At 60.7% G+C, this 23,452-nt stretch carries 19 protein-coding genes; 10 read left to right on the top strand and 9 right to left on the bottom strand.

Translation table 11 applies throughout. The features are described from left to right. Positions 1-51: 51 nt before the first annotated feature. Together AGR1_RS09670 and thrC are read right to left on the bottom strand one after the other, a co-directional pair. Positions 52-1,350, bottom strand: coding sequence for a pitrilysin family protein (locus AGR1_RS09670; RefSeq protein WP_080791210.1), 1,299 nt, complete (start codon positions 1,348-1,350; stop codon positions 52-54). 21 nt (positions 1,351-1,371) lie between these two features. Beyond that, the gene (gene thrC / locus AGR1_RS09665; RefSeq protein ID WP_149146790.1) at positions 1,372-2,769 is read right to left on the bottom strand and encodes a threonine synthase; all 1,398 of its coding nucleotides are present in this window, start codon (positions 2,767-2,769) and stop codon (positions 1,372-1,374) included. Positions 2,770-3,034: 265 nt separating this feature from the next. Between thrC and AGR1_RS09660 the strand changes: the two genes are divergently transcribed. Further along, positions 3,035-3,574: a PilZ domain-containing protein gene (locus tag AGR1_RS09660; RefSeq protein ID WP_187772178.1), complete on the top strand. Its 540-nt coding sequence runs from the start codon at positions 3,035-3,037 to the stop codon at positions 3,572-3,574. 196 nt (positions 3,575-3,770) lie between these two features. Here the strand turns inward: AGR1_RS09660 and AGR1_RS09655 are convergent, their stop codons facing one another. Continuing rightward, positions 3,771-4,460, bottom strand: a complete 690-nt coding sequence (locus AGR1_RS09655) for an HAD family hydrolase (protein WP_080791207.1) — start codon at positions 4,458-4,460, stop codon at positions 3,771-3,773. Positions 4,461-4,681: 221 nt separating this feature from the next. Here AGR1_RS09655 and AGR1_RS09650 point away from each other — a divergent pair, with 221 nt between their 5' ends. Next, positions 4,682-5,362: a GntR family transcriptional regulator gene (locus tag AGR1_RS09650; protein ID WP_149146788.1), complete on the top strand. Its 681-nt coding sequence runs from the start codon at positions 4,682-4,684 to the stop codon at positions 5,360-5,362. Positions 5,363-5,407: 45 nt separating this feature from the next. Further along, a complete protein-coding gene (locus AGR1_RS09645; RefSeq protein ID WP_149147323.1) occupies positions 5,408-5,881 on the top strand; it encodes a DUF1284 domain-containing protein in 474 nt (157 codons plus the stop codon). A gap of 103 nt (positions 5,882-5,984) precedes the next feature. Here AGR1_RS09645 and AGR1_RS09640 read toward each other — a convergent pair whose 3' ends face one another. Then, entirely contained in the window at positions 5,985-7,085 is a 1,101-nt protein-coding gene (locus AGR1_RS09640) for a hypothetical protein (RefSeq protein ID WP_149146787.1), read from the bottom strand. A gap of 237 nt (positions 7,086-7,322) precedes the next feature. Between AGR1_RS09640 and AGR1_RS09630 the strand changes: the two genes are divergently transcribed. Continuing rightward, entirely contained in the window at positions 7,323-8,468 is a 1,146-nt protein-coding gene (locus AGR1_RS09630) for a site-specific DNA-methyltransferase (protein WP_077982790.1), read from the top strand. Positions 8,469-8,772: 304 nt separating this feature from the next. On the opposite strand, the gene AGR1_RS09620 is transcribed toward AGR1_RS09630, so the two are convergent. Next, on the bottom strand, positions 8,773-9,384 hold the full coding sequence (locus AGR1_RS09620) for an HAD family phosphatase (protein ID WP_149146786.1): 612 nt from the start codon (positions 9,382-9,384) through the stop codon (positions 8,773-8,775). Continuing rightward, entirely contained in the window at positions 9,381-10,484 is a 1,104-nt protein-coding gene (gene mutY / locus AGR1_RS09615) for an A/G-specific adenine glycosylase (RefSeq protein WP_149146785.1), read from the bottom strand. The genes AGR1_RS09620 and mutY overlap by 4 nt, the downstream gene beginning before the upstream one ends. A gap of 98 nt (positions 10,485-10,582) precedes the next feature. Here mutY and AGR1_RS09610 point away from each other — a divergent pair, with 98 nt between their 5' ends. From AGR1_RS09610 to AGR1_RS09595, 4 genes are all read left to right on the top strand, one after another. Then, positions 10,583-11,113 (top strand): DUF721 domain-containing protein, encoded by a 531-nt coding sequence (locus tag AGR1_RS09610; RefSeq protein ID WP_149146784.1) that lies wholly within the window; start codon positions 10,583-10,585, stop codon positions 11,111-11,113. Positions 11,114-11,225: 112 nt separating this feature from the next. Then, the gene (locus tag AGR1_RS09605) at positions 11,226-11,684 is read left to right on the top strand and encodes a GyrI-like domain-containing protein (RefSeq protein WP_149146783.1); all 459 of its coding nucleotides are present in this window, start codon (positions 11,226-11,228) and stop codon (positions 11,682-11,684) included. Between the two features lie 206 nt (positions 11,685-11,890). Then, positions 11,891-12,571: a DsbA family protein gene (locus AGR1_RS09600; RefSeq protein WP_080791200.1), complete on the top strand. Its 681-nt coding sequence runs from the start codon at positions 11,891-11,893 to the stop codon at positions 12,569-12,571. 84 nt (positions 12,572-12,655) lie between these two features. Beyond that, positions 12,656-16,123: a chromosome segregation SMC family protein gene (locus AGR1_RS09595; protein ID WP_149146782.1), complete on the top strand. Its 3,468-nt coding sequence runs from the start codon at positions 12,656-12,658 to the stop codon at positions 16,121-16,123. Positions 16,124-16,471: 348 nt separating this feature from the next. On the opposite strand, the gene AGR1_RS09590 is transcribed toward AGR1_RS09595, so the two are convergent. Beyond that, on the bottom strand, positions 16,472-17,449 hold the full coding sequence (locus tag AGR1_RS09590; RefSeq protein ID WP_080791199.1) for a VOC family protein: 978 nt from the start codon (positions 17,447-17,449) through the stop codon (positions 16,472-16,474). A gap of 228 nt (positions 17,450-17,677) precedes the next feature. On the opposite strand from AGR1_RS09590, the gene ppdK reads away from it, so the two are divergent. Continuing rightward, complete coding sequence (gene ppdK, locus AGR1_RS09585) at positions 17,678-20,404, top strand: pyruvate, phosphate dikinase (RefSeq protein WP_080791198.1); 2,727 nt, start codon at positions 17,678-17,680, stop codon at positions 20,402-20,404. Here the strand turns inward: ppdK and AGR1_RS09580 are convergent. Together AGR1_RS09580 and AGR1_RS09575 are read right to left on the bottom strand one after the other, a co-directional pair. Then, the gene (locus tag AGR1_RS09580; RefSeq protein WP_020010640.1) at positions 20,382-20,654 is read right to left on the bottom strand and encodes a hypothetical protein; all 273 of its coding nucleotides are present in this window, start codon (positions 20,652-20,654) and stop codon (positions 20,382-20,384) included. The two genes, ppdK and AGR1_RS09580, sit on opposite strands and share 23 nt — an antisense overlap. A 150-nt stretch (positions 20,655-20,804) precedes the next feature. Next, positions 20,805-22,169 (bottom strand): dicarboxylate/amino acid:cation symporter, encoded by a 1,365-nt coding sequence (locus tag AGR1_RS09575; protein ID WP_149146781.1) that lies wholly within the window; start codon positions 22,167-22,169, stop codon positions 20,805-20,807. A gap of 321 nt (positions 22,170-22,490) precedes the next feature. Between AGR1_RS09575 and AGR1_RS09570 the strand changes: the two genes are divergently transcribed. Further along, positions 22,491-23,414: a DUF1499 domain-containing protein gene (locus AGR1_RS09570; RefSeq protein WP_149146780.1), complete on the top strand. Its 924-nt coding sequence runs from the start codon at positions 22,491-22,493 to the stop codon at positions 23,412-23,414. The last annotated feature ends 38 nt before the right edge of the window (positions 23,415-23,452 follow it).

Here is a 23,452-nt window from a genome sequence, read left to right as displayed (position 1 = left end):
CGGCGAAAAAGATGAGCGGTCTTCGCCTTTAAATCCCGCTCTCATATTGGTTTATCCGTTCGCCTTGATCCTTGCAGGCTGCTGCGCGGAAAGCGCGGCAGTCATGTCTGAGAGGGGCGGCAGATGTTCGAGCGGGCCAATGGCGGAGAGTGTCGGAACTGTCTCGAAAAACAGCCGTCCTGCAAGATCGGTCAGGCGCTCCCGCGTAATGTCCTCAAGCCGCGTCATCATCTCTTCATTGGGGATGGGCCGACCGTAAAGCATCATCTGCCGGGCGATCTGGCCGGCGCGTGCGGCCGGGCTTTCCTGTCCCATCAGCAATTGCGCACGGATCTGCGCACGGGCGCGGTTGATTTCGTCCTGATGGATGATCTCCGAAGACTTGCGCAATTCATCGACGATGACGGGCATCAGTTCCGGCAGGTCGTTGCCGCCGGTCGCCGCATGTACGCCGAAAATGCCGGTGTCGGAAAAGCCCCAGTGGAAGGCGTAGACCGAATAGCACAGGCCGCGGGACTCGCGCACTTCCTGGAACAGGCGCGATGACATGCCGCCGCCGAGAATATTGGCGAGGATTTGCGAACAATAGAAGTCGCGGGCGTGATAGGCCTTGCCCTCGAAACCCAGCAGCACCTGCGCGTCCATGAGGTCGCGGGTCTCGCGGATTTCGCCGCCGGTATAGATCGCCTTTTCCATGACAGGCGTTGCCGCTGGCACGAGCGGCAGCGAGGCGAAACGTTCTTCGACCTGCTTCACGAAGCTTTCGTGATCGACTGCGCCGGCCGCCACGACGAAGATGCGGTCCGTCGTGTAGTTGCGGGCGAGATAGTGCCTGATCTGGCCGGTGGTGAAGGATTGAACGGTGTCCGGCGTGCCGAGGATCGGGCGGCCGATGGTCTGGTCGCGATAGGCGATACCGGAGAAATTGTCGAAGATCACGTCGTCGGGCGTATCGGTCGCAGCGCCGATTTCCTGCAGGATGACGTTTTTCTCCCGCTCCAGCTCGTCTTCGTCGAACAGCGATTCCGTCAGGATGTCGGCAAGGATATCGACGGCCAGCGGAACGTGGTCTTTCAGGACGCGCGCGTAGTATGAAGTTGTTTCCGTCGATGTCGCGGCATTGACTTCGCCGCCGACATTTTCGATCTCTTCGGCGATCTGCCTTGCGGTGCGGCGCGCGGTGCCCTTGAACGCCATATGTTCGAGTAGATGGGCGATGCCGTGTTCGGCAGTCGTCTCGTTGCGGGAGCCGGATTTGATCCACACTCCAAGAGCAACGCTTTCGAGATGCGGCATTCTTTCCGTGACAACGGTCAACCCGGACGAAAGCCGGGTCACATTAACTTTCATACTCAACGTCTTTCCGCGTCTCTATTTGCCGGCGCGTGCATGTTGGCCGATGAAGGTTTCCACGGCTTTCAGCTCTGCGCCCAGAATGTCGAAACGCTCCTCCCGGTTCATAATGTCAGCTAGCCATACTGGAAGCGCAGGCTCGATTGCGCAAGCGGATTTTACAGCGGCCGGGAATTTAGCCGGGTGAGCGGTCGACAGAACCACCATCGGGGAGGATGCTTTTTCGTGCTTCTCAGCCACGAAAACGCCGGTCGCCGTATGCGGATCGATGAGGTAGCCGGTTTTCTCGAGCGTGTCGCGAATTGTCGCCGCCACCTGCTTTTCGGTGGCGCGGCCGGCGCGGAAATCCTTCTTGATGAATTTCAGCGCATGCGGCGGAATTTCAAAGGCTCCCGACTGCTTCAGCCCGTCCATCGATGCCTTTACCGCCGCGGAATCACGGCCATAGGCTTCAAACAGCAGGCGCTCAAAGTTGGACGAAATCTGGATGTCCATGGAGGGCGAGGTGGTCGGCTTGACGCCGCGCATCTCGTAACGGCCGGTCTTCAGCGTGCGCGCCAGAATGTCGTTGTCATTGGTGGCGATGACAAGCTTGTCGATCGGCAGACCCATTTTCTTGGCGACGTAACCGGCGAAAATATCGCCGAAATTACCTGTTGGAACCGTGAAGGAAATCTTCCGGTCGGGACCGCCAAGCGAAAGCGACGCGGTGAAATAATAGACCACCTGCGCCATGATGCGCGCCCAGTTGATGGAATTGACGCCGGAAAGCTTCACGCTGTCCCGGAACTTCACGTCGTTGAACATATCCTTCACCAGCGTCTGGCAATCGTCGAAATTGCCGTTGATCGCCAGCGCATGCACGTTGGAAGCGGTCGACGTCGTCATCTGGCGCTGCTGCACCGGAGAGACCTTGCCATTGGGGAAAAGAATGAAGATATCGGTACGCTCACGCCCGGCAAAGGCGTCGATCGCCGCACCGCCCGTATCGCCAGACGTGGCGCCGACAATGGTGGCGCGCTCGCCGCGTTCGGAAAGCGTATAGTCCATCAGGCGGGCGAGAAGCTGCATCGCCACATCCTTGAAGGCGAGCGTGGTGCCGTGGAAAAGCTCCAGCACAAAGGTATTGGGACCGGTCTGCGTCAGCGGCACGACGGCAGGATGTCGGAAAGTCGCATAGGCGTCATCGATCATCGCCTTGAACTTGTCGGCCGGAATTTCGCCGCCGGTGAAGCGGTAGAGAACCTCGAAGGCGACGTCCTGATAGGACTTGCCGCGCAGGTTGCGGATTTCCTTTTTCGACATGGACGGCCATTCGCGCGGCACGTAAAGCCCGCCGTCACGGCCAAGGCCCGCCAGAAGCGCGTCGCAAAAACCAAGCGAAGGGGCCGCACCCCTGGTCGATACATATTCCACGAGATAGTCCCTTATCCGTTACCGATGCGATCGGCGTCGTTGTCCGCAGCGTCTCACCGGAATGAGGCGATTGGCGAGCTAATGAAGGGCTTTTCTGAAAATTCAAGCAAAACCGAACATGCCAATCGATTTTTTCCGGCGTCGCTGCTATAGACCATCGCCAACCTGCGTGAAAGGTCAATAAACAGCGTCTGCGGTTCGGTTCCGGGACAATGGAGAGGGATTTAGAAGAGTGTCAGGGAATTTCTTGCGTTTGTCCGCCGCGATGTCGCTTCTCGCCGTTGTTGCAGGATGCAATTCCTCCAACCCGTCGGACTCGCTTGCCGTCAACCCGCCGGCCGCGCAGGCCAATGCCGTCACCCCGGTGGTGCAGGCCAACTGCCCGACCGTCACGGTTCTCGACGCCAACGCCGTGCACCGCGTCTATGCCGGTGGCGGCAAGGACGATCCGCAGAAACTCGCCTATCAGGTTTCGCTTTCGGATACGACGCGTTCGTGCACCGCCAATGAATCGACGCTCACCGTAAACGTGCTGGCCCAGGGCCGGCTCGTTCCAGGCCCGATGGCCAAGCCGGGCCGCGTAACCGTGCCGATCCGCGTTACTGTTAAGGATGGCGACGGCGAAATTTTCGGTGAAACGACCAATTTCGCCATTGATGTCTCGGCGGGTGGTGCCGGTACCCAGTTCATCTTCAACAACGACCACGTCGCCATACCCAACCGGCCGGGCGGCGCGCCGAAGTCGGTCAGCGTCTTCATCGGCTTCGCAGAGCAGGGCGCAAAGGCCAAGACCAAGCGCCGGTGATTTGACGGGCGAAATGTAACAAACCGGAGGCTGCTTTTGCGGGCTCCGGTCAGATCGCGGACAAACCATTACTCACACGCGACGTCATCCGTGGGCTTGTCCCGAGGATTCAAACACGTATCGTAAAGTCAAACTGTTGCGGATGCTCGGGACAGGCCCGAGCATGACGAAGTGGCGTTTGTGACTAAGCCACAACTTAAAAAGCGCCTTCCCACTCCGCCATCGCCGCAATCACGGCGGGCAGGTCCTGCATGCGCGAAATCACCGTTTCGGCGCCCGCATCCGTCAGCCGGTCGGCGTGGCTCGGATAGGTGTGGGATGCGCCGGTGAAGCCGATGACGCGCATGCCGGCGGCTCTTGCGCCATGGATACCGTGCACGGAATCCTCGACCACCACCACACGGTCGGGGGAAACGCCGAATTGCGCCGCGCCATGCAGGAAAATATCGGGCTTCGGCTTGACGCGGTCGGCTCCAAGGTCCTTGGCGGAATAGATATGCGGCGCGAAAAAGGGCTTCAGGCCCACCTTCGTCAGCATCATGTCGAGGCGATGGCTCGATGAGTTCGAGCAGATGCAGCGCGGTGTCGTCAGGCGCGAGAGGGCGAATTTGACGCCCTCGATGACCTTCACGTCGCGTTCCAGCCGCATGTCGAGCAGCTTTTCCGACTTGTCGAGCAGCGATGCCGACAGCGGAATGCTGGCTTCGCTTTCCACCTGCAAAAGAATGTTCTTCCAGGTCATGCCGGCAAAACGCTCGCCCATTTCCTCGACGGAGATCGGATATCCGGCTTCGGTCAGGAGGCGCGATTCCACCTGCGCCGCGATGATTTCGGAATCGACCAGAACGCCGTCGCAGTCGAAAATAATGAGGTCGAAGCCGCTCATGGGCGCTCCCTGTATCGAATTTGGCTGGAAGAAGATGATGCCGGGCTTTTAGACCATGTCCGCACCAAGCTCAACCGGCTCGCCCGCAGAGGTCGTTCCCATCAGGCTCATAGCTCCGTCGCCCGTGTAAGCGACTGTGCCGCCTCGAATATTTGGTTTGGCGTTCCTCTTTCGCGCAAAAACCGCTACACACGGCCGCGCCATATGCGTTATGGGATGTTATGCCCAAGATAGTGAAGAATACGCCTGAAGACACCATTGCCGCGCGCATCAGCCGCACGCTTGCCGAGCGTATCGTTCGCGGTGAGCTGTCACCGGGCGAAAGGTTGCGGCAGGACCACATCGCCGCCGAATTCGGCGCCTCGCATGTGCCGGTGCGCGAGGCGTTTCGCCGGCTGGAAGCGCAGGGACTGGCGGCCAGCATCCCGCGCCGGGGTGTCCGGGTGGCGGATTTCGGCCTTGACGATGTGCGCGAGGTGGCGGAAATGCGCGCCGCCCTTGAAGTTCTGGCGCTGCGCCACGCCATTCCAAACATGACGCCTGCCATTCTCGATCAGGCGGAGGCCGCAACGCTCGAGGGCGACAGCGCGGTCGATGTGCAGCATTGGGAGGAGGCCAACCGCCGTTTCCACCGCCTCATCACCGCGCCCTGCAACATGCCGCGTTTGATGGAGGCGATCGATGGGTTGCATGCGGCGAGCGCCCGCTTCCTGTTTTCCGCCTGGCGCGCCGGCTGGGAGCGTCGCACCGATACCGACCACCGGGCCATCATCGACGCGCTGCGCGGCGGCCGCGCCGAAGAGGCGGTGCGTATCCTCGACGGGCATGTGCAATGGATCGGCCGCAAGGCGATCCGCACCTCGTCCGGCTCGGTGCGCGACGCCTTCGCCATCGTCGGATAGGGCGGGCCCGTGACCGTCCGTCTCCGCCCCCACCATCTTCTGTGCATGCTGACCTATGTGGGCAAGGGATATACGTCCGGCTTCGTCGAAAATTATGACCTTGTCGCCGCCCGGCTGAATGCGGGCGAGGATATCGAACTGGTGGAAGGGGCGGACGACATCTGTGAAGGTCTGCTCTGCGAAAGCCACGCCCACTGTTTCAACGAAGGCGTGGTGCAGCGGGACGAGACGGCCCGCCTTTCGGTGTCGGCGCTTTTGGGCGAGGCACTGACCGCCGGCAAGAAGCTGCAGGCTACGCCGGATTTTCTCGCGAAGATGCGTCTGGCTTTCGCCGCAGGCGAGATCAGGTCGGCCTGCCGAGGCTGTCAGTGGATAAGGCTGTGCGACCGTATCGCGGCGTCAGGGTTTGCGGGTGTGAAGATCGGCGCGCCGTTACAGGTGGTGCCGAAGGATGCGGCGCGTCTTTCCAGCCATCCGATGCTCAGGCCCAAATATGGGCCTTCCGGCCGGAAATTGTGATGTTTTCTCCACCCTCATTCCTGTGACAGGCACAGGGATGAGGGAGGGGCAGGAGGAATGAGGAGTAAGGATGAGGGAGCGGGGAACAAGCGCCCCGCCGCAATTACTCCGCCACCGTCGTCTCGGTCCGCTCCGCCGCCTTGACCGTCGCCTTGATTTCCTTCGGCTCACGACCGGATTTCTTGTCGTAGCTCACCTTCACCGAATACTCGCCGGGATGCAGGGTTTCCTGATGCTGTGTGCCGTAACGGCCGGAAATCTCCTTCTGCGTACCCTGAAGATCTTTGGTGGTTTCAACGATGTCGATCCGTTCCGCACCGGGCGCCTTTATGGCGAGAACGCCCGCATCGAGATCGAGGGTGATTTCGGTTCGTTTTCCGGCAGTCACGGTGAATGGTTGTTCCACCGTCACCTTGCCCAGACGCGCGCGCATGACGAAGTCGCCGGCGGGCATTTCCATGATCTTGCCGGTGCCGTAAATGCCGTTGATGGTCTCACGCGTGCCATCCAGCGTTTCCGTGGCTGACATCGCCTCGAAGCGGATATCGTCCGTTTCGACCGCCCTGCCGCCTTGCGCATAAACAGCCTTGGCGATCACCACACCGCTTGGAATGACCAGCTCGTGGCTGATCTTCTCACCTGCCTTGATGGCAAGCGTCTCCTCAGCCCGCGCCGGGCCGATGCTGCCGGTGAGGACGACGTCCCCAGCCGGCACGAAGACAGTATTCGTGCCATAGACGCTGTCCTTGAAATCGTCCTTGGTGATTTCCGTCTTCGCCTGCGTTTCCACATCGCCGCCGGCGCTGCGTTTCGGCACGACGGTCAATTCCGCAGCGTCAAAACTCACCTTCGGCCTCGCGACGCTTCCGTCCTTCACCTCGAATGACACTTCGCGGGTCACATTGCCGAGCGCCGCGACCCCGACATATTTGCCCGCCGGCAGTTTCGCCTCGAAGGTGGCGTCATAGGAACCGCCGGCATTGTCGTCGGTGCGGACGCCGGAGCGGTCTGCCTTATAGAAATCCCAACGCACCCTGTCGCTGTTGCCGAGCGAAGGGCCGCCATCGAACAGGACCGCATCGGTGACGACGTTATATTGCGGGGCCGGTTGCTGCGCCTGCGAGGGCACCGGCAGCGCCGTTGCGAAAAGCGCGGCGCAGGCGAAATTCATGGAAAAAGAAGCCATTTTCATCACGGACCCCATTGCGGATTACCCCCTGCCATCATGGCTCTACCCGCCGCGCCGATATGCGGGGACAGGAGAACCCATTGTGCACAACGTTTTTGCCCGACTTCGGGTTCCCCCGCCGGCCGCCGCAAATCTCGCCTGCGTGCCGCGACAGCCATTTATTTCGCATTTTCCGTGACTTGTTCAGGCTTTGATAACCATCTTCGGTAACCATAAGCATCAGTAGAGAGTAAGCGTATGGAGCGAGTACCAATGGCAGCAGTTTTTCCGCTGGCCGATTTTCGGCGTGCCGGTTTTGATCGTGCGGGCGAGAGCGACGCCTGGAAAGACAGCATCATCAAAGGTGATTGTGTCGCTGCCTTGGATGCCCTCCCAAGCCAGTCGGTGGACGCGATTTTCGCCGATCCGCCCTATAATCTCCAGCTTGGCGGCACGCTGCACCGTCCCGATCAGTCGCTGGTCGACGCCGTCGATGACGAGTGGGACCAGTTCGCCTCCTTCGAGGCCTATGATGCCTTCACCCGCGCCTGGCTGCTCGCCTGCCGCCGTGTGCTGAAGCCCAATGGCACCATCTGGGTCATCGGCTCCTACCACAATATCTTCCGCGTTGGCGCCATGCTCCAGAACCTCGATTTCTGGATCCTCAACGATATCGTCTGGCGCAAGACCAACCCGATGCCAAACTTCAAGGGTCGTCGCTTCCAGAACGCGCATGAGACGATGATCTGGGCAAGCCGCGATCCGAAGGCCAAGAGCTATACCTTCAATTACGACGCACTGAAGGCCTCCAATGACGATGTGCAGATGCGTTCAGACTGGCTGTTCCCGATCTGCAGCGGCAATGAGCGGCTGAAGGGCGAGGACGGCAAGAAGGTGCATCCCACCCAGAAGCCGGAAGCCTTGCTGGCGCGCATCATCATGGCGTCCACCAAGCCGGGCGATGTCGTGCTCGATCCGTTCTTCGGCTCCGGCACCACGGGTGCTGTTGCAAAACGTCTCGGCCGTCACTTCGTCGGCATTGAGCGCGAGCAGGATTATATCGACGCGGCGTCCGCCCGCATCGCCGCCGTCGAGCCGCTCGGCAAGGCCGAACTGACGGTTATGACCGGCAAGAAGGCCGAGCCCCGCGTTGCCTTCAACACGCTGCTGGAAAGCGGCCTCGTCCGTCCCGGCCAGGTACTGACGGATGCAAAGCGCCGTTATAGCGCCATTATTCGTGCGGATGGTACGCTTGCATCCGCCGGAACCGCCGGCTCCATCCACCGCCTCGGCGCGAAGGTGCAGGGTCTCGACGCATGCAACGGATGGACGTTCTGGCACTTCGAAGACGGCGACGACCTGAAGCCGATCGACGATCTCAGAGCCATCATCCGCAGTGAAATGGCAAAGGCCGAATAGATCCACCGCCCGCCCTTGTCAGCATACGTCTCCGTCCGGTTTAGTACCTTCAGTCCCGGATGGAGAACGACCAACGCCCGGCACCTCGGTGTCGGGCGTTGGTATTTTCGAATATATTATTTTAGTCAGGCAAGTTTCGCGCAAGAGACGAACAATACTGTCTCAAATCAGAGCAATGGTTGTGAAAATCCGGTTCGGAAAGCTCACAAAAACATTGCGTCCGATGCCGCTTGCGGCAGGACTGGCGCAGGCCGGAGACCGCCATTTCCGCCTGCGCCAATTTCTTTTCCTGATCTGTAGATGATTAAACCTCCACCCCAAAAGCATGCAAATCCTGCTTCAGTTTCTCGGCGCCGGTAAAATGTACGGCCTGCCAGCCTGCTTCCTTCGCGCCTTCGACATTCACGAGCGTATCGTCAATGAAGATGCTGGCGGTGGGGTTAAGGCCGAATTCCCTGGCGTGCAGATCATAAATCGCCACGTCAGGCTTCAGCAGCTTCACATCGCCAGAGACCGTGACGCCGCGCGGCAGGGTGAGGAAGGGAAACATCTTCTGCGCTTCGCGAAACGTGTCGGAGGCGAAGTTGGTCAGCATGGTCACGTCATGGCCGCTGTCGATCAGTCCGACCATAATCGCGACGCTGTCGTCATAGGAATGCGACACCATTTCGTGCCAGAACTTGCGGAAGGCGCGGATATGCTCTTCGCGCTCCGGGAATTTCTCCACCAGCAGCGCCTCAGCGTCCTCCCAGCGGCGACCGCGATCCTGCTCGAGGTTCCAGTCGTGGGTGCAGACATTCTCGAAGAACCATTGGCGCTCATCGACATCGGGGATGAGGCGGCTATAGGGAATATGCGGATCGTAATGGATCAGCACCTTGCCGATGTCGAATACGATATGCTCAATCTTGGTCATCGAAATTTCCTGCTTTCACTGAATGCGGATGGAATAGCCTGCGCGATGACTTTTTTCATCACCGTTGGCAGCGCCTGCGCGTCAAGATTTGTAACCGGCTCCCACCATCCGTCATCCGGGCCGGTCTGGGGGCCGTCCGGCACCTGCGCGCGATAAACGGTCAGCCGCAGCTCGAAATGGGTGAAGACATGCACGATGACGCCCGCCGCCTGCCATTCGGCGGCAAAGGGGGCGTGGCTTGTCTCCGTGCCGCCATCCATGCGGGCGGTCCATGCCGTTGTCGGCACCTCGGTCATGCCCCCCAGAAGCCCGCTGTCGATACGCCGCCGCAGCAGGATTTCGCCTTCCGCATTCACTGCCACAAAGGCGGCCCCGACCCGCACGGGCTTGGCCTTTTTAGCTGCCTTCACCGGAAAACGCTCCGGCTCGTCATGGGCAAGCGCAAGACACTGGCCGTTGAACGGACAGAGTGCGCAAGCTGGCCGTTTCGGCGTGCAGATCGTCGCGCCGAGGTCCATCATCGCCTGAGCGAAATCACCGGGCCGGTCAGAAGGGGTAAGCTCCGCCACCCTCGCTTTCATGGCGGGTTTTGAGCCGGGCAGGGGGGCATCGATGGCAAACAGGCGGGAGATGACTCGCTCGACATTGCCGTCCATGACAGCTGCCTGCCGGTTGAACGCGATGGCAGCGACGGCCGCGGACGTATAATCGCCGATGCCGGGCAGTTGCTTCAAACCCTCTTCCGTATCGGGAAAGACGCCGCCATGCTCATTCGCCACGGCCTCCGCGCATTTCTTCAGGTTGCGGGCGCGGGCATAATAACCGAGCCCCGCCCATGCGGCCATGACATCCTCCACCGGCGCCGCCGCCAGATCGTTGACATCAGGCCACGCGGCGAGAAACTTCAGGAAATAGGGCTTGACCGCCTGCACCGTCGTTTGCTGCAGCATTACTTCGGAGAGCCAGACGTGATAGGGATCGGCACGTTTTCCTCGCGCCGCCATGGCCGGGGAAGTACGCCATGGCAATTCGCGATGATGCCGGTCGTACCATGCGAGCAGCATCTGCGCGTAGGACGACGAGGCGGTTTTTTGAAGCATGGTTTGCCGTTTCTGTTCGATTTGGCCTATAGTTGGGACATAAGAAGCAGGCGATCAAGAACATGCGGATTCGCCGGCTCCCAAATCGTGAGTGAAACATGCGTTATCCCCAGAAGGGCGTTGTCCAGAGGAAGGGCGTCGTCCAGATCGCCGAAGTCGCCAATGGCATCATGGACCCCGTGCTGTCGAAACGCGCCGGCATCAACACGGCGTTGCTCGGCTCCTGGGACGAGATCGCCGGTGACGACTTTGCCGATTGCACGCGCCCGGAAAAGATCACCTGGCCGCGCCGCGACGAAGGCCCGGATCGCGGCGGTTATCAGCCCGGCGTGCTGACGATCGCCTGCGAAGGAGCGCGCGCGCTGTTTCTCACCCATGCGCAGGGCGAACTCATTGCTCGCATCAACGGCTTTTTCGGCTTCCCGGCCGTGCGTCAGATAAGGATCGTGCAGAAGCCGGTATCGCAGACCATTACCCGCCGGCGCAAACCGCAGCCCCTGCGCGGCGACGCGGCAAAACGTCTCGATGACATGATGGACGGCATTGAGAGCGAGGCGCTGCGCAAGGCGGTGGAAAGGCTGGGCACGGCGGTCTTGCAGAAGAAGCCACCACAACGAAGTTTGAAATAGGAAGAAATTTCACAGGCGACTTCCGATTGCGCGGTAAATAGAATTTCATTCTCGATTTCAATTTGTTGACCGACGATTTCCGAATTACTCCATGGTTCAAAGGAGTGCGCCGATGGAAATCAAGGAAACACCGGAAATGTGGGTTGTGCGTTTTGGTCAACGCCTGCGGATACCTGATGTCAGACAGGCTGCTGCCGAATATTCGGCGCTCATAGCCGCGCAGATCATCGAGCATGGCCTGGAAGCCGATGGGCCTTGGATTTTTATCTCCCACAACCTGCCAAGAGACAGCAAATCCCTGTTTGACTGGGAGATATGCCGTCCGATAAGCAAACCCGTGCAGTGGGATGAGACAATCGAGCTTCATCATCTCGAACCAATCATCGTTGCAAGCCGGGTGCATCAAGGATCACTGAGATCGTTATTCACTAAAGGATATGCCCCGCTGGTTGCGGAGATAGAAATGTCCCGCCATCATTTCTCGGGTGAGAGCCGCGAAATTTATCACGGCTGGAACGGGGACGGCTCGTCTTACCACAATATCGAAATACAGTTTGGTCTATCGCGTTGATGTCTTAAGAGACGCTCGCTGCGACCATTGCCCGCGTCTCTGTACTCAGGACTTGTTTCTCTTCGTTGTTTTTGCGTTTTCGCCTTTTCCAGGTCACGATTCTTTGACAAGGAAGTTCCATAGCCCGCTTGTCGCGCTGCCGGTGCTGGTGGTATCGGGTTAGCGAATTGCGCATCAGGCAGTTTCAAATCAACACGGGTGTTTCCATGCCGATTTCCGAATTGAATATTACCAGACGCAGCCTTCTCGGCGGCGTTGCCCTTGCCGCCATCGCCACGGCCCTGCCGTTTGCCTTCACGCCCGGTATTGCCCAGGCGCAGGAACTGCCTGAATCCACCGGTGATGTGGATATGGCTGCGGTGATGAAGCCCGGCCCGCTGCCGGAAGCAGCGCTCGGCGATGCCAACGCACCTGTCAAGATCGTCGAATATATGTCGATGACCTGCCCGCACTGCGCCAACTTCCACAACAAGACCTTCGAAGAGATCAAGAAGAAGTACATCGATACCGGCAAGGTCTATTTCGTGCTGCGCGAATTCCCGTTCGATCCGCGCGCCGCTGCCGCCTTCATGCTGGCGCGTTGCGCACCGGAAGGTCAGTATTTCCCCTTCGTTTCCATGCTGTTCAAGCAGCAGCAGAGCTGGGCAACTGCCCAGGATGCGCGCGCCGCCCTGCTGCAAATGTCGAAAATGGCCGGTTTCTCACAGGAGTCTTTCGAGGCCTGCTTGACGAACCAGAAACTTCTGGATGATGTGAACGCAACCATGCAACGCGGTGCGACGGAATTCGGCGTCAACTCCACGCCGACTTTCATCATCAACGGCAAGAAATACGCAGGAGACATGTCGGTTGAAACCATGTCGGCTGTCATCGACAAGCTGCTCTGATCGCCGAACCCTGAAAGAGACGGGCGGCGGAAATTTCCGTTCGCCCGTTTTTTATTGCCTGTCTTCCGGCCGGAGCATGACGGCATGAAGTTCAACAAGCTCCGCGTCGTCGGTTTCAAGTCCTTCGTTGAACCTTCCGAATTCATCATCGAGCCCGGTTTGACCGGCGTCGTTGGCCCTAATGGCTGCGGCAAGTCCAACCTTGTCGAAGCGCTGCGCTGGGTGATGGGCGAGAACTCCTACAAGAACATGCGCGCATCCGGCATGGATGACGTCATTTTCTCCGGTTCCGGCAATCGCCCGGCCAGAAACACCGCCGAAGTCGGCCTTTATCTCGATAATTCCGACCGCACCGCGCCTGCCGCCTTCAACGATGCCGATGAAATTCAGGTGACGCGCCGTATCGAGCGCGAAAACGGCTCCGTCTACCGTATCAACGGCAAGGAAGCCCGCGCCAAGGATGTGCAGCTGCTGTTTGCGGATGCCTCCACCGGCGCGCGTTCGCCCTCCATGGTGGGGCAGGGACGTATCGGCGAACTCATCAACGCCAAGCCCCAAGCCCGTCGCCAGCTGCTGGAAGAGGCGGCCGGCATTTCCGGCCTGCATTCGCGCCGCCACGAGGCCGAGCTTCGCCTGCGCGCCGCCGAAACCAATCTGGAGCGGTTGGAGGATGTGACCGCCCAGCTGGAAAGCCAGATCGAAAGCCTGAAACGGCAGGCGCGTCAGGCGAACCGCTTCAAGATGCTCTCGGCCGATATCCGCGCCCGTGAGGCGACCCTGCTGCACATTCGCTGGGTGGAGGCGAAGGAAGCCGAAGGCGAGGCGGAAAGCGCGCTCAATCAGGCAACGAATACCGTTGCCGAAAAGGCGCAAGCCCAGATGGAAGCGGCCAAGCAGCAGGGTATCGCCAGCCTGAAGCTGCCAGAGCTGCGCGAGGACGAGGCGAAAGTCGCCGCCGCCCTGCAACGCCTGCAAATCGCCCGCACCCAGCTGGATGATGAGGTGAACCGGCTGCTGCGCCGCCGCGACGAGCTGGCGCGCCGTCTCTCACAGCTTGGCGAGGATATCGTCCGCGAGGAACGGCTGGTCTCTGATAATGCCCAGATACTGGCGCGGCTCGATGAGGAAGAAGCCGAACTTCTCGAAATCCTCTCCGATTCCGGCCGCCACGCCGAGGAGATGCGCGAAGCCTTCGAAGCTGCGTCCGTCAAGCTGGCGGAAAGCGAAGCCATCTTCACCGCCATCACCGCCGAGCGCGCCGAGGCGGCTGCCGGCCGTCAGCAATTGGAGCGGGCGATCCGCGATCTTTCCGACCGCAAGCTGAGGCTCGAGCGGCAATCGCAGGAAGCAACGGCCGAGATCGAGGCCATTGACGAAAAACTCTCCGGCCTTCCGGACCCCGCAGAACGGCGCGAAGCGGTCGAGGCGGCTGAGATCGCGGTCGAGGACGCGATGATGGTGGTGGAAGAGGCTGAGGCCGCCGTTGCCGAGGCACGTTCCGCCGAAGCACTGGCGCGCGGACCGCTGGAAACGGCGAGGAACCGGCTGAACGCGCTGGATACCGAAGCACGCACCATTACGAAGATTCTTGCCTCCAGTGCCGCTGCCAATGGCAGTTTCACGCCAGTGGCGGAAGAAATGAGGGTGGAACGCGGTTACGAGGCCGCACTTGGCGCGGCGCTTGGCGATGATCTCGAAAGCCCGCTCGATGCCGCAGCCCCTGCCTATTGGGGTGGCAATGGCGACGGTGCTGGCGATCCCGCCCTGCCGCAGGGTGCCAAACCGCTTCTGGATTATGCGCAGGCACCCAATGCGCTTAGACGTGCCCTTGCACAGATCGGCGTCGTTGCAGACGTCACGGAGGCTCGGCGCCTGTTGCCGTCGCTGAAAGCCGGCCAGCGGCTGGTGACGCGTGAAGGCGCGCTGTTCCGCTGGGATGGCCATATCGCCAGCGCCGATGCGCCGGGTGCTGCGGCACTTCGCCTGTCGCAAAAGAACCGCCTCGCCGAAATCGAAACCGAACTGGATGAGGCCCGCTCCATTCTGGAAGAGGCCGAAGACCAGCTTGCCGCGAAAACCGAGGAGATCAGAAGCAGCGAATTGCGGCTTTCGGACGTGCGCGACCGGAGCCGGCTTGCGACCCGTCAGCTTGCCGAGGCGCGAGAGGCTCTCACCGCTGCCGAGCGCGCCTCGGGCGATCTGCTGCGGCGTCGGGATGTCGTTTCTGAAGCACTGAACCAGATCGGCGCGCAGATCGACGAAATCGCCGTTCAGGAGGAAAATGCCCGTATCGAAATGGAAGATGCGCCTGACCTTTCCGTGCTTGATCTCAAGCTGCGTGAAAGCCAACTCGAAGTCGCGACCGATCGCGGCCTGCTGGCGGAAGCGCGCGCCCGCCATGAAGGCGTGAGCCGTGAGGCGGAAAGCCGCCAACGCAGAATTCAGGCAATCGGGCAGGAGCGTTCCACCTGGCAATCGCGGGCGGCAAGTGCCGCCGACCATATCGCCACGCTGCGCGAACGAGAGGAAGAGGCGCGCGAGGAAATCGCCGAGCTGGACATTGCGCCCGAGGAATTCGACGAAAAACGCCGCAACCTCCTCAACGAACTGCAGAAGACCGAAGACGCCCGCCGCGAAGCCGCCGACCGGCTGGCCGAGGCGGAAAACCTGCAGCGCGCCGCCGACCGGGTGGCGGCAACGGCGCTTTCTGAACTCGCCGAAGCCCGCGAAAAGCGCGGCCGTGCCGAAGAGCGGCTGGTTTCCGCCCGCGAGAAACGGCAGGAGGCGGAACATCGCATCCGCGAAACGCTGAATACCGAGCCGCATATGGCGTTTCGCCTCACCGGCCTTGGCCCGGACCAGCCGAAGCCCGATATCCGTGATGTCGAGCGTGATCTCGACCGGCTGAAGATCGAGCGTGAAAGGCTTGGCGCCGTCAATCTGCGCGCCGAGGAGGAGCAGGCCGAGCTTTCCGCCAAGCTCGAGGCGCTCATCAAGGAGCGGGACGACATCATCGATGCTGTGCGCAAGCTGCGCGCCGGTATCCAGAACCTCAACCGCGAGGGCCGCGAACGGCTGATTGCCGCCTTTGATGTGGTCAATTCACAGTTCCAGCGGCTGTTCACCCATCTCTTCGGCGGCGGCACGGCGGAATTGCAGCTGATCGAGTCCGATGATCCGCTGGAAGCCGGCCTCGAAATCCTCGCCCGCCCGCCGGGCAAGAAGCCGCAGACCATGACGCTTCTGTCAGGCGGCGAGCAGGCGCTGACGGCTATGGCGCTTATCTTTGCGGTCTTCCTTACCAATCCCGCGCCGATCTGCGTGCTGGACGAGGTGGATGCGCCGCTCGACGACCACAATGTCGAGCGCTACTGTAACCTGATGGACGAGATGGTGGCCTCCACCGAAACCCGCTTCGTCATCATCACCCATAATCCCATCACCATGGCCCGCATGAACCGCCTCTTCGGCGTCACCATGGCGGAGCAGGGCGTGTCGCAGCTGGTGTCTGTTGATTTGCAGACTGCCGAACAGTTGCGCGAAGCCGTTTGAGGCGACTTTTTCGGGATTCAATTTCCAGTTTTGCTCAATGTCAATTTATCTTGCCATATCACCCATTCGGGTGAGCGACATTACGCGACAGTTTGCTATGTCTTCCGCAAGAGCCAAAGGTTCTCCTGAGACCCCACCATCCGGTTTCCTGTACCGGATGGAATGCCTTGCGAGGCCGCTGCCGTGGCCTCGCAAGGCTTTCTTTTTAGGGGCCACGCGCCCCTTTTTTCCTCATTCCTGTGACGAGCACAGGAATGAGGGAATGCGGATGCTGTGCTTTGCGGAATTCGAACGATATGGCACAGGCTTTCTCGGCATCTACTCGCCGCAAAATTAAAGCCTCAGACCTCACCCCGGCACCAGCCGCAGCCGCGTGCCCCAGGGGTCGATTGCCTCCACCACATTGTTTTCCATCTCCACAAGCACGCAGCCGGTCGCCCTCAGCCGCGTCTTCTGCGCCTCGAGATCGGCAGGATTGCGAACGGTAATTGAAAACCAGTCGAGGCCGGTTTCGGAGGCGTTGCGTTCCTTCGCACCCCTGCTGTTCCATGTATTCACCGCCAGATGATGGTGATAACCGCCGGAAGAAAGGAAAGATGCGTCCGGGCGCGCATCCTGCGTCGGTCGCAGGCCGATGGCCTCTTCGTAAAAGGCGCGGGCAGCGGCGATGTCGCCGACCCGTAGGTGAACATGCCCGATACGCATTCCCGCCGGGGCAGCCTCATAATCGCTTCTTTTGGTGTCGGTCAGCTTCACGAGATCATCGATATCGAGTTGTTCGGTGCCCATTTTCACAACATTGCCGCTCCATTCCCAGGTGTCCTTCGGCCTGTCGCTGTAAACCTCGATGCCGTTGCCTTCGGGATCGTTGAGATAGATCGCCTCGCTGACATTGTGATCGGCAAAACCTGAGAGCGGCACCTGCTTCAGCGCCGCATGCACCAGCCAGCGTGCCAAATCTATGCGGGAGGGCATCAGATAGGCGATGTGAAAAAGGCCGGCGGAGGTGGGGCTTTCGAAATCCGCGGCCGGCTTGTGCACAAGATCGAGCAACGGCACGGTGCCAACGCCGAGCGTCACCCCTCTTGCCGTGCGTTCCACTTCGTTCATACCCAGAACAGAACGGTAATAATCGATCATCGGATCGAGTTCGCGCACCCGCAACGCGGCCTGGCCGATATGCATCGGCGTCATCAGCGCGAAGGGAAGGGCGGAGGAGGCGCCAGCAACGGGGGCTGCCCCTTCTGCTTTGAGCGCACCGGCAAGAGCGGTGGCGGCACAGGAAATTCCGGCAAATTTAAGCGTATGGCGGCGGGTAAATTGCATGAATAATCTCTTTGTCGGCGATGTGAATGGCTTAGGCAACACTCCGTTTCAGCGCACTACACGAATGCGTCAATGCTGCTGTTATGTCCTGTTTAAGGCAATTCTGGCGCGCAATTCGCCGCAATTATGCTGCACTGCGATGTAAACTACGCGTTGCGGCGTTCCCAACGTGCTGCCAATGCTGTAGATGATAGAAAAATGACAACGCTTCTGGGTGGAGAGCGTGGAATGAAAAAATGGGTTTATACCTTCGGCAATGGTGCTGCCGAAGGCAGGGCAGGTGACGTTGCGATATTGGGCGGCAAGGGCGCGAACCTTGCCGAAATGGCAAGTCTCGGCCTACCCGTTCCCCCCGGCCTCACCATCATCACCGATGCCTGCGCGCTTTATCACAAGAACGGCCGCGATCTTCCCGAAGAGCTGAAACTGCAGGTCATGGCCGGCCTGCACGGCATGGAGATTGTCACCGGCAAGACCTTCGGCGGCAGCCACTCGCCGCTGCTTCTCTCCGTTCGATCCGGCGCTCGCGCCTCCATGCCCGGCATGATGGATACGGTGCTGAACCTCGGTCTCAATGACCGCACGGTCGAGGCGCTGGGCCATGATGCGGGTGATGCCCGTTTTGCCTGGGACAGCTACCGCCGTTTCATCCAGATGTATGGCGACGTCGTCATGGGTCTCGATCATGAAATGTTCGAGGAAATCCTGGAGGATGAAAAAGGCCGTCTCGGCCACGAATATGATACCGACATGTCGGCAGTCGAATGGCAGCACGTCGTTTCGCTCTACAAGAAACTGATCGAGGATGAGCTCGGGGAAGCCTTCCCGCAGGATTGTCATGTCCAGCTCTGGGGCGCCATCGGCGCGGTTTTCGCCAGCTGGACCAACCATCGCGCCGTGACCTATCGGCACCTGCACAATATTCCGGGCGACTGGGGCACGGCCGTCAACGTTCAGGCCATGGTCTTCGGCAATCTCGGCTCGTCCTCGGCAACCGGTGTTGCCTTCACCCGCAATCCCTCGACGGGCGAGGCGGAGCTTTACGGCGAATTCCTCGTCAACGCTCAGGGCGAAGACGTGGTGGCTGGCATCCGCACGCCGCAATCCATCACCGAGGCCGCACGTCTGGCCTCCGGCTCCGACAAGCCTTCCATGGAAAAGCTGATGCCGGAGGCCTTCGGCGAATTCCTCGCGATCTGCAGACGGCTGGAAACGCATTACCGTGACATGCAGGATCTGGAATTCACCATCGAGCGCGGCAAGCTCTGGATGCTCCAGACCCGGTCCGGCAAGCGCACCACCCGCGCCGCGATGAAGATCGCCGTTGATATGGTGGAAGAAGGGCTGATTTCGCAGGAAGAGGCCGTCTGCCGCATCGAGCCGTCATCGCTCGACCAGCTGCTGCACCCAACCATCGATCCCGGTGTTTCCCGCCCCATCATCGGTTCCGGCTTGCCGGCCTCGCCGGGGGCGGCGACGGGCGAAATCGTCTTTACCGCGGAAGAGGCGGTTGCGGCGGAAGCCGAGGGGCGTCGCGTCATTCTGGTGCGCATCGAAACCAGCCCGGAAGATATTCACGGCATGCACGCCGCCGAAGGCATCCTGACGACGCGCGGCGGCATGACCAGCCACGCTGCCGTGGTGGCGCGCGGCATGGGCATTCCCTGCGTCACTGGTGCGGGCTCCATGCGCGTCGACATGCGCAACAAGGTGCTGATCGGCGTTGGCTGCATGCTCAAACGCGGTGATGTTATCACCATCGACGGTTCTTCTGGCCGCGTTCTGAAGGGCGACGTGCCGATGACGCAGCCGGAACTCTCAGGTGATTTCGGCAAGCTGATGGAATGGGCTGATAGCCTGCGCCGCATGACGGTGCGCACCAATGCGGACACCCCAGCCGATGCGCGGGCCGCCCGTGCCTTCGGTGCGGAGGGCATTGGCCTCTGCCGCACCGAACACATGTTCTTTGAGGGCGACCGCATCCATGTGATGCGCGAGATGATCCTTGCCGAAAGCGAAAAGGGCAGGCGGACAGCGCTTGACGAGCTTCTGCCGATGCAGCGCTCGGATTTTACCGAACTGTTCCAGATCATGCACGGCCTGCCGGTAACGATCCGCCTGCTCGATCCGCCGCTGCACGAATTCCTGCCGAAGACCGACGGCGAGATCGTCGAGGTCGCCGCCGCCATGGGCATGCCGCAGACGGTGTTCCGCCAACGGCTGGATGCGCTGCACGAATTTAACCCCATGCTCGGCCATCGCGGCTGCCGTCTGGCGATTTCCTATCCCGAGATCGCCGAAATGCAGGCCCGCGCCATTTTCGAAGCCGCCGTTGCGGCGGCGCGCATCACCGGCGCGCCCGTCGTGCCTGAGATCATGGTGCCGCTGGTTGGCCTGCGTTCCGAGCTGGATTACGTGACTGCGGTCATCGATGGTGTTGCCGCGGCCGTGGCGAAAGAGACCGGCATGGAGATCGAATATCTGACCGGAACGATGATCGAACTGCCGCGCGCAGCTCTGCGCGCCCACGTCATTGCCGAAGCGGCGGAGTTCTTCTCCTTCGGTACGAACGACCTGACGCAGACGACCTTCGGCATTTCCCGCGATGACGCGGCGCGGTTCATCAATACCTATCAGCGCAAGGGCATCATCGAGCGCGACCCGTTCATTTCGCTCGATTTCGACGGTGTTGGCGAATTGATCCGCATTGCCGCCGAACGCGGCCGCCAGACACGGCCGGAGCTGAAGCTCGGCATCTGTGGCGAACATGGCGGCGATCCGGCCTCAATCCATTTCTGTGAGGATGCCGATCTCGACTACGTCTCCTGCTCGCCCTTCCGCGTGCCGATCGCCCGTCTTGCCGCCGCGCAGGCCACACTGGCCGCAAAGGCGAGAGAGGGCGAGACGCCAAGCAATGTCGCCTTCATTCCCGTCAGGGGTTCTGTTGGACGATGATGCGCCGCTCCACCACCACGGGGCGGTAGAACATGTCGCGGTTCATCTGCGCCTGCCAGGCGCGGTTATCCGCGCGGCGGTCCATTTCCAGATCGAGAAGGCAACCGGCCATCGGGTCCGTGCCGGGGCGGAAACCATACCCCCGGCACGTTGCCTCATCCCGCGCCCGGCGCTCTTCCGGCGTCAACGTCTGGCAGGCGGTGAGCGCCAGTATCGTGGCAAGCGAACCGAGGACGATGGAAACACGCATCTTGTTTCTCCCTGATATGACAGCCGTAAGGCAGTTTTATTGCCGCGATTGATACGCCTGTTTTGATATGGGGAAAAGCCGCAGCGGGGTGGAAAGTTGCGTTGCAAACCGGGCGGCCGCATGTCGCGACCGCCACAGCCGGCAGAGTACTCAGGCCGTCACAGCCTCACGGTCATCGAGCGCGTCGATGTCCTTGGCGTTGTTATAAACGGCCTCGTCCAGAATACCCTCGCGCTTGGCGACGATGGTGGGCACCAGTGCCTGTCCGGCGACGTTGACCGCCGTGCGGCCCATGTCGAGGATCGGGTCGATGGCAAGCAGCAGGCCCACGCCTTCAAGCGGCAGACCGAGCGTGGAAAGCGTCAGCGTCAGCATCACCACGGCCCCTGTGAGACCCGCTGTTGCGGCAGAGCCCAGCACCGAGACGAAAACGATCAGAACATAGTCCTGAATACCGAGCGGCACCTGAAAGAACTGCGCGATGAAGATCGCCGAAATTGCCGGGTAGATCGCGGCGCAGCCATCCATCTTGGTGGTGGCGCCGAGCGGCACGGAGAAGGCGGCATATTCGCGCGGCACGCCGAGGCTCTTTTCCGTCACGGTTTCGGTGACGGGCAGCGTGCCGATGGAGGAGCGCGACACGAAGGCGAGCTGGATGGCTGGCCATGCCCCCGCGAAGAACCGCGATGGCTTCAGGCCATGCGCCAGAAGCAGCGCCGGATAGACCACGAAGAGCACCAGCGCCAGACCGATATAAACCGCCGCCGCATACCAGCCGAGCTGCGACAGCGTCGTCCAGCCATATTGGTCAACCGCGCGGCCAAGCAGGCCGATGGTGCCGATGGGGGTGAGACGGATGACCCACCACAGGATTTTACGCACGATGGCGAGCAGCGACTGGTTGAAGGCGAGGAACGGCTCAGCCGCCTTGCCGGCCTTCAGGGCCGCGACGCCAAAAGCAATCGACACCACGAGCAATTGCAGCACGTTGAAGTTCAACGAGGTGCTGGCCGCGCCGTTATTGAGTTTGGTAGACGCTTCGAGGCCGAAGACATTGGCCGGGATCAGCCCCCTCAGGAAATCCAGCCAGGAACCGGTGGAAGAAGGTGCAGCCGCCGCCGTATTGGCAATCGCCGTATTGACGCCGGGCTGAATGACGAGGCCGAGCACGATGCCGATGACAACGGCGATCAGTGCCGTGATGGCAAACCACAAAAGCGTCTGCCACACGAGCTTCGCCGCATTGGAGAGGTTCTTGAGATTGGCGATGGAGGCAACGATGGCCGTGAAGATCAGCGGCGGCACCAGCGCGCGCAAAAGCTGCACGAAAATGCTGCCGATGGTCTGCAGCGTCACCGAAAGCCAGTTCGCGTTGCCGGCTGCATCGGGGCCGATGTTGCGCGCAACGAGCCCGAGCAGCAGGCCGATGACCATGGCGATCAGAACCTGAAAGCCGAAATTGCGGTAAAAGGGTTTAGGCCCGGAGGGGCCGGCGGGCGTCGTTGCCTGTGACATGATATGTCTCTTTATTGTGCAAGAAAACGAGAATGTTGCACTTTTTACACGCATTCTCGAGGGAGGTCGCCGACAATACGCCGATTTCCTCAGCAATTAAGGGATGGACTTGCGTATTTGTTTCATTGTCGGGGAATTATTCCTAGGAACATGTGCGATGCGGAAAATTATTCCAGGCTCTCGCCGTCGTAGCGCAGATCGCCATTGTCCTTTGTTTTCCTCGTCGCAAATCCGGTCTATGACATCATATGCAGGTGATTCCCTGCCAGAATTCGGGTGCAACGCTTTTTAGCCAATGCGATCTAACGGATATCCGCTTCCATGACTGTGCGTTTCGTCCGGCCTTTTTCGGTTGCAGCCTATCTTTCCCGGTATCTGGGCCTTGCGGCGCTGGCGCTTTTTCTCATCGCCGCCGGCATCCACCGTTTCGGACCGTTGACGACGCCTGATCTTGTCGGGTTGCTCCTCATTGCCGCCGGTATCGCTCTTCTGGCCGTGCTTCTGGCGCTGATCGGCCTCGAGCGGCTTTGGACCAAAGGCGCACGCGGCGGGCTTTCGGCGCTTTCGGCGCTGCTTCTCTCGGCCCTGCCGCTCGGCGTGGTCGGTTACGGCGCCTTTCTTTATTGGCAGCAGCCGAAGATTTACGACATTTCCACTGACCTGAGCGATGTACCGGAGTGGCTGGCGGCACCAGCGGCCAATCAGCAATGGCTGGTGCGGCCCGCCGTCATCACCAGGGCCGAACGCGATGCGCAGATGGAGGCCTATGCCAGCCTCGCCGGACGCCGTTATGAAGGCGCGATCGACCGCATCTATGCCGCCGCCAAAAAAATGGCGGCTGCCCAGTCCATCCGCATCACCCATACGAAGGGTGTGATCGGCGTCGAAGATGCCCCCTCCGTCGGGGTGCCGCCACAGGACAGGCAGCAGCAGCCCACGGAAGATGCGCCGGTGGAAGACCTGCCCTCCATCGTGCCCGTGCCCATGGCCCGCCCGACTGATGCGCCGTTACCCACCTTCTTTAACGGCAGCGGCGTGGTGCTGATGCAGGGTGAAACCCGCACCCGCATCTGGGGCCTGCGTTTCGATATCCTCATCCGCCTGAAGGAAGAGGCTGAAACCACCATCGTCGACGTGCGCGTCGCCTCCCGCTACGGCCCGCATGATCTTGGCATGGGTGCGGCGATTGCCGAGGCCTATCTCGATGCGCTGGATGCGGAGATGCAGGGGCTCAACGATAATTGAGGCGTTTGAAGTGTGAGGAGCGCACAGCGTCGGCGCTA

Origin of the sequence: Agrobacterium sp. B1(2019) (assembly GCF_008274755.1) — a bacterium.
Classification (GTDB): Bacteria; Pseudomonadota; Alphaproteobacteria; order Rhizobiales; family Rhizobiaceae; genus Agrobacterium; species Agrobacterium salinitolerans.
Note: the sequence above shows the minus strand (reverse complement) of the source record. Positions and strands in the feature narration are given on the sequence as shown.